A 6000-nucleotide genomic window follows, 5' to 3' on the forward strand; every position below is an offset into this window, starting at 1 on the left:
TGGATAAATTATTAGACTTTGTGTATAACATTAAATAGAAATGGAGATAATAATATGTTTATAAATAAAAAAATCATAAGGGCTAAATTTATTAGAAGGCCTAATAGATTTCAGGGATATGTGCTTATAGATGGTAATGAAACATTAGTACACGTTCCTAACACTGGTAGATGTAAAGAAATATTAATACCAGGTGCTACTGTAGTTTTAAGGGAAGAGAATAATCCTTTAAGAAAGACAAAGTATGATTTAATTGGAGCATATAAAGGGCAAAAATTTATAAATATAGATTCTCAGATACCTAATAAAGTTGTGGAAGAGGCTTTAATTCATGGAAAAATAGAAGGACTTAAGGAATATACTATGGTTGAAAGGGAGAAAACTTTTGGAAATAGCAGATTTGATTTTAGATTAAGAAATGAAGCGGATGAAGAATATTATTTAGAAGTAAAAGGAGTAACCCTTGAGGAGAACGGAGAAACTAGATTCCCTGATGCTCCAACGGAAAGAGGAAGAAAGCATTTATTAGAATTGATAGAAGTTAAAAATCAGGGAAAAGGAGCAGGAGTCCTATTTTTAATCCAAATGGAAGATGTAAGTTATTTTACACCTAATGATGACATGGATAAAGCTTTTGGAGATGCATTAAGACTTGCATATAAAAATGGAGTAAATATATTTGCATATGACTGCAGTGTAGGCGAAGATTTTATTACTCTAAAGGATAGAGTTAGTATTAGACTTTAATGTATTGGAATAATTAAATAAGTTGTCCTATAATAATCTTATATTAATAATTTCGAAAGGCAGGTGAAAGTTCTAAATTATTTTTAGAACAAATTGCTATGAAGTTTAAATATTGTCCTAAATGCGGTAATGAATTAATAGGGAAATATAGTTGGGATGAAGGAGAAGTACCTTATTGTCCTGTAGATGATATAATGTATTTTGACACCCCTAAACCTTGTGTAGTTGTAGCTGTAATAAAAGATAATAATATTTTACTTCTTAAACAAAGTTACATATTTAAAGATTCAAAGGTTTTAGTATCTGGTTATGTTACAAATGGTGAAACTGTGGAGGAAACAGTATACAGAGAAGTAAAAGAAGAAACAGGAATTATGGTGTCAAATATAAAATATTTAGGAAGTGAATACCTGCCATCAAAGGAATTAATAATGTTAACTTTTATGGCAGACTATTTAGAAGGAGAAATTAATAAATCCGATGAAGTTGAATGGGTTGATTGGAGGGAATTAAAAAATGCCCTTTGTGAAATGAAGGAAGATGAAATAGGAAAAAATGTAGTAAGAAAAGTTTTAAAGAAAATTGGGTATGATGAAGAAAAAGCTTATATATGTGATAATAATAAAAAATAATATAATTAAATTCTATGGTTTATAGGTTGCATAAATAATTATAATATTGGGAGAAGGTGAGATTTTATGAAGGGAATCTTATATTACTTCAGTGGTACAGGAAATACAAAATGGGTAGGAGATAGATTTAAAGATAGTTTTTACAAACATGGAATAGAAATTGATTTAGTAAATATAGAGAATGTAGAAGAATTTGAAATAGATAATTATGACTTTATTATATTAGGAACTTCTGTGTATGCCGAGTTAGAACCTAAAATAGTTGATGATTTTATTGAAAAACTACCTAGTAATAAAAATAATATGAAGGCTATTGTATATTCAACACAAGCAGCTAAAACTGCTTCAGCAGTGTCAATTTTAAAAGGGAAGTTAGAAAAAAAAGGGTATAAGGTTGTAGCTGAAAGTATGCTGCAAATGAGTAATAACTATTATTTTGGAGTTGGCAAAAAAACGGAACAGCATATTTTTGATATTGCTAAGGATAATGCCTATAAACAGGTTAATAAGGTTGTGGAAAATTTTTTAAATAATAAAGACACAAAAGTACATTTGAGCCATTTAAGGATAGCAGGGGGAAAGCTTATGGGTAAGAGTTATAGCAGACTATTCCCTAAAATGTCTAAAAATTTTACATCTACAGAAGAATGTACAAAGTGTGGATTGTGTTTAAGAAACTGCCCTAAGGGAAATATCACTTTTGAAAATAGTGGAGCTATATTTCATGGCAAGTGTATGTTTTGTATGAGATGTATTCATATATGTCCTATAAATGCTATAAGATATAAAGATAAAAAAATAGAACAAACCCAAAAAGACATGATAAAAAATCTTATTTTAAAATAGATACATATTGCAGAGGTGAAGAGTAATGGCAGTAGGAGGAGATAATTGTAAATATTGTCCTGAATTTTTAAGCAGAAAATGTGATGGTAAAGCCAACAATTGTATGTGCAGGAGATGCCCTAGAAATCTAGGAAAATGTTTAACTACAAGATATTGTACTGAAACAGAGTCTGTATTAAATTAGATTATTTAATATCCTAAATTAGCATATTTCAAAATTATATTTGAGATATGCTAATTTTTTTATTTAATTACTAAATTTAAGAATTATTTTTTGTTTTCATGGAAAGAATATATAGCAGTAACATATAAAACTTAACGAAGAAGGTGATACATATGCGATTAGAGGAACTTAAAATGGTAGTTGCTGAAAATTGTGAGGGTTATGAACCTATAGCATCTGTATTTGTGTCTGATGTAGGAAGTAATATAACAGATAGTTGTGAGAACTGTAAGAACTTTGAAAAAGGAAAGTGTGTGAAGAATTTATTTGATCCAATTAAGGAAAGAATATATAGAAATTAGGAGGGTAATATTATGGGAAATGCATATGAAATGATGGCTGTAGGAGAAAATTGTCCTGGTTATATGCCAATATACGATGGATTTCAATCTTCCACAGGAGAACCAGAAAATAAAAGTTGTAGAAATTGCCTTAACTTTGAAAATGAAATTTGTACAATAGACTATTATGATAAAGTAGTTGCAGGTTTAGATCAAGGATAAATTTAACAAAGGCAGCATAAGAATTTGCTGTCTTTTTTTGTACATATTTAAAGTTTTAAATAATAATTAATGTTTTAAATATGTAGCCATAGGTAATTAATGTATGATATAATTAACTTATATAATAAATGATTCATAAAGAAGGTTTTTATGACTTTGTTATTATATCATGGTATTTATATATATTTTTTATAATTAACTATTTATAATTTCCTATAAAATGTCTAACTTTAATGTATCTTTTAGGGAATAACAGAACAAATAAGAAGGAAAAGATTTTTTCTCTTATATAGATTTCTTTGTACGGAAATTTGGGATAGGTCTATATGAAAAGAATAAAACTTATAGACTTTGTTCAAGGTTTATTCTGCGGGAAAGTTAGTGAAGAATAAGCTCATTATTCTATGGAATAGGATTTAACTTTGATAAAGGCAAGGCTTATCTTCTTATGGTTCTGTTGATATTAAATAGTCCTGCTTTTTTAAATTCTTGGTATGATAGCAAGGTATAAATACCTTGGACGGTAGATTATGATATTAAGATGCTGTATTTTTAAAAGAGTGGGAAATTAAAGTGGCTGCGGCACTAAAAATTAGTGCCGCAGCCATTCAATGTTATTTTTCAAAATAAACTATTATATTATAATCAGAACCTTTATTATCTACTACAGAACCAATAAGATCTTTAACAGACTTTTCAGTGTTTGCTAGAGCTTTATTTAACATATCTGGCTCCATCAATTTTTCTTTCATTCTTTCTTTAACTTTTTTAGTTATGATTTGATTTTCTGGGGGAGAAAGTTTTATTTCCCCAAATCTAAGAGCACCTTTTTCTGTTTCATAGATAGTTTTTTCTTCGTCTATATTTACTGATTTTATTTCTGGTTTAGGAACACTTATATATATAGTTTTAACATTAGGCTGAATGGTTATATTTTCACCTTTTAATTTTGACAAGTCTATAGTATAAATTCCTTTTCCACAAAAATCAATATAGGTTACTTTTTTAAATATATCAAAGTTTCCCCAGCTATCATCTAATACTACCCTATCAGATAAATCTACTTCCATAGTTATTAAATCCTTTTTTTCATGTATTTTATTTACTATGGCTTCGCTAGTAATAGCTTTTCTTGACATATTTTCTATACTTTTTGCCATCCCTGGTAAGGACTTTGTTTTTGATTTAATAAAATACTTATAGCATATGGTAAATCCTAAAATTAATGAAATTGTTATTAATATTATAGTTCTTTTTTTTATTATTCTTTTCATTTATGTATTCAAATCTTATTGATTTGAATATTATCCCCCCAATCATTAAGTATTTACCAATTATATTTTAGTAATGAAACATGAAGATTATTGCAATCATAAGTTTAATATAAATATAAGCATAATAAAATATTATATCAATATATTTTTTATTAACAATAGGGCATATGTTATAATATTACATGGTATATACAAAAATTAATAAATTTGGATTTAGGCTATGGAAAATAAAAACAATGTCATAACAGTGGCTTTAATATTTGTATATTTTATACATAGGAATACAAAAGAAGTTTTATCTTAATTTTATGATAGGAGGGATACTATGTTGGATTCAAAAGTAGTTAATATGCAATTAGCGCAAGGCAGTGTAAATGAATATATAGTTAGAGATGATTCAGGTATCACCATAGGAAGGGTATATATAATTGATTTATCAAAGGAAAATAAGTATTGCTGCTTCAGAATAAGATTTTATAAAAAGGGAGAAGAAAGCTATCAGTATCTAAAGAATTCTCTAAATAAGTTTCTTATAACTTTATTTAAGAATATGGATATGTTTAAAGTAAATGTATTAGCCGAAGAAGATGTAAATTTATCATCTTTTACGGATTTAGGATTTGAATTAGAAGGAATTATTTCTAATAGTATTATAAAAGACAATATATACAAAGATGAAATATTATTTGGTATAGATAAAGAAATATTTAGCAATAACATTATAAGGAAGATATCACTAAGAGGAAAACATATAGAAATTAAACTATTGACGCCTGAAAATGCAGAGGAAGTATTGAAATATTATATAGAAAATAAAGAGCATTTAGAGCCTTTTGAACCAACAAGAGAGAATAACTTTTATACTCTATCTGTTCAAAAGAGAATCTTAATGGAGAATTACAAACAGTTTCTAAACGGTACTTCAGTTAACTTTGGTATATATAAGGATAACAAGTTTATAGGGAAAATACAATTATCTAATATAGTAATGGGCATATTTAGAAATTGTTTTGTTGGATACTCTATAGATAGAAACGAAGAGGGGAAAGGTTATATGAAAGAAGCATTAAACCTAGCAGTAGAATATGCTTTTGATGAGATAAACCTACATAGGGTAGAAGCGTCTACTCTTATAGATAATTTTAGATCTCAAAATGCATTAAAAGCTTGCGGGTTTAAAGAGATAGGCTTAAATAAGGATTATCTTTATATTAATGGAAGGTGGAGAGATCATATTACCTTTTATAAGATTAAAGAAGGCTAAATAATTGATTACAACCTAATCAAGCGTGTCCATATAAATAATTTAAAGAAAAAATAAGTATTTAGGAGATATATATGTTTAATTTAGACTAAGCTAATATTGCTAATATAATGCATAGAATAATTGTGATAAAATAACATATGTCGCTGAAAAATGTGACAGAGAAGTGCCGAAAGTTGAGAAACTAAAGGTTAAAAAGTCAACATAAAAGTTTTTAATAAGACAAATTAAAAAATATGTTGACAAAGTAAATTAGAAATGATATTATATAAAAGTTGTCAAATGACAGCAATGGTCTTTGAAAATTAAACAGAGAAGAGAAACCAGTCAATTCTTAACAGGTAACTGTTAAAATAGCGATGAGCTAAAAAATTGACAGAAACAAGCAGTACAAGGAATGTGGTGCAGTGAGGAGCGGAGTTTACTTCAGTAAATGAGCACCGGAGCAAGCCAACATGACGAAGTAATGCGAAGTTTATGGCAATTTTTGATTAAACTTTTAAATTGAGAG

At 27.7% G+C, this 6000-nt stretch carries 8 protein-coding genes; 7 read left to right on the forward strand and 1 reads right to left on the reverse strand.

Annotated features, from left to right (window positions below):
• The first annotated feature begins 54 nt into the window (after positions 1-54).
• The 6 genes from sfsA (at position 55) to CLLI_RS13455 (ending at position 2951) form a co-directional block, all read left to right on the forward strand.
• Entirely contained in the window at positions 55-747 is a 693-nt protein-coding gene (sfsA, locus tag CLLI_RS13435; protein ID WP_106064711.1) for a DNA/RNA nuclease SfsA, read from the forward strand.
• A gap of 98 nt (positions 748-845) precedes the next feature.
• Positions 846-1379 (forward strand): NAD(+) diphosphatase, encoded by a 534-nt coding sequence (locus CLLI_RS13440; protein WP_106064712.1) that lies wholly within the window; start codon positions 846-848, stop codon positions 1377-1379.
• 66 nt (positions 1380-1445) lie between these two features.
• Positions 1446-2225: an EFR1 family ferrodoxin gene (locus CLLI_RS13445; RefSeq protein ID WP_106064713.1), complete on the forward strand. Its 780-nt coding sequence runs from the start codon at positions 1446-1448 to the stop codon at positions 2223-2225.
• A 25-nt stretch (positions 2226-2250) separates the two neighbouring features.
• A complete protein-coding gene (locus CLLI_RS14660; RefSeq protein WP_170063741.1) occupies positions 2251-2409 on the forward strand; it encodes a hypothetical protein in 159 nt (52 codons plus the stop codon).
• Positions 2410-2561: 152 nt separating this feature from the next.
• Positions 2562-2750 carry a hypothetical protein gene (locus CLLI_RS13450; protein ID WP_106064714.1) on the forward strand — a complete coding sequence of 63 codons (189 nt, stop codon included), beginning with the start codon at positions 2562-2564 and terminating at the stop codon, positions 2748-2750.
• Positions 2751-2762: 12 nt separating this feature from the next.
• Positions 2763-2951 (forward strand): hypothetical protein, encoded by a 189-nt coding sequence (locus tag CLLI_RS13455; RefSeq protein ID WP_106064715.1) that lies wholly within the window; start codon positions 2763-2765, stop codon positions 2949-2951.
• A 614-nt stretch (positions 2952-3565) separates the two neighbouring features.
• Here CLLI_RS13455 and CLLI_RS13460 read toward each other — a convergent pair.
• Complete coding sequence (locus CLLI_RS13460; RefSeq protein ID WP_106064716.1) at positions 3566-4225, reverse strand: DUF4230 domain-containing protein; 660 nt, start codon at positions 4223-4225, stop codon at positions 3566-3568.
• A gap of 325 nt (positions 4226-4550) precedes the next feature.
• Between CLLI_RS13460 and CLLI_RS13465 the strand changes: the two genes are divergently transcribed.
• The gene (locus CLLI_RS13465) at positions 4551-5489 is read left to right on the forward strand and encodes a GNAT family N-acetyltransferase (RefSeq protein WP_106064717.1); all 939 of its coding nucleotides are present in this window, start codon (positions 4551-4553) and stop codon (positions 5487-5489) included.
• Positions 5490-6000: the final 511 nt, after the last annotated feature.

Source organism: Clostridium liquoris (genome assembly GCF_002995785.1).
Classification (GTDB): domain Bacteria; phylum Bacillota; class Clostridia; order Clostridiales; family Clostridiaceae; genus Clostridium_AO; species Clostridium_AO liquoris.

What these genes read in the sequence shown, in the direction of transcription:
- CLLI_RS14660 (WP_170063741.1), top strand. Translation starts at nt 2,251, where the DNA reads ATGGCAGTAGGAGGAGATAATTGTAAATATTGTCCTGAATTTTTAAGC.
- sfsA (WP_106064711.1), top strand. Translation starts at nt 55, where the DNA reads ATGTTTATAAATAAAAAAATCATAAGGGCTAAATTTATTAGAAGGCCT.
- CLLI_RS13465 (WP_106064717.1), top strand. Translation starts at nt 4,551, where the DNA reads ATGTTGGATTCAAAAGTAGTTAATATGCAATTAGCGCAAGGCAGTGTA.
- CLLI_RS13440 (WP_106064712.1), top strand. Translation starts at nt 846, where the DNA reads ATGAAGTTTAAATATTGTCCTAAATGCGGTAATGAATTAATAGGGAAA.
- CLLI_RS13445 (WP_106064713.1), top strand. Translation starts at nt 1,446, where the DNA reads ATGAAGGGAATCTTATATTACTTCAGTGGTACAGGAAATACAAAATGG.
- CLLI_RS13460 (WP_106064716.1), bottom strand. Translation starts at nt 4,225, where the DNA reads ATGAAAAGAATAATAAAAAAAAGAACTATAATATTAATAACAATTTCA.
- CLLI_RS13450 (WP_106064714.1), top strand. Translation starts at nt 2,562, where the DNA reads ATGCGATTAGAGGAACTTAAAATGGTAGTTGCTGAAAATTGTGAGGGT.
- CLLI_RS13455 (WP_106064715.1), top strand. Translation starts at nt 2,763, where the DNA reads ATGGGAAATGCATATGAAATGATGGCTGTAGGAGAAAATTGTCCTGGT.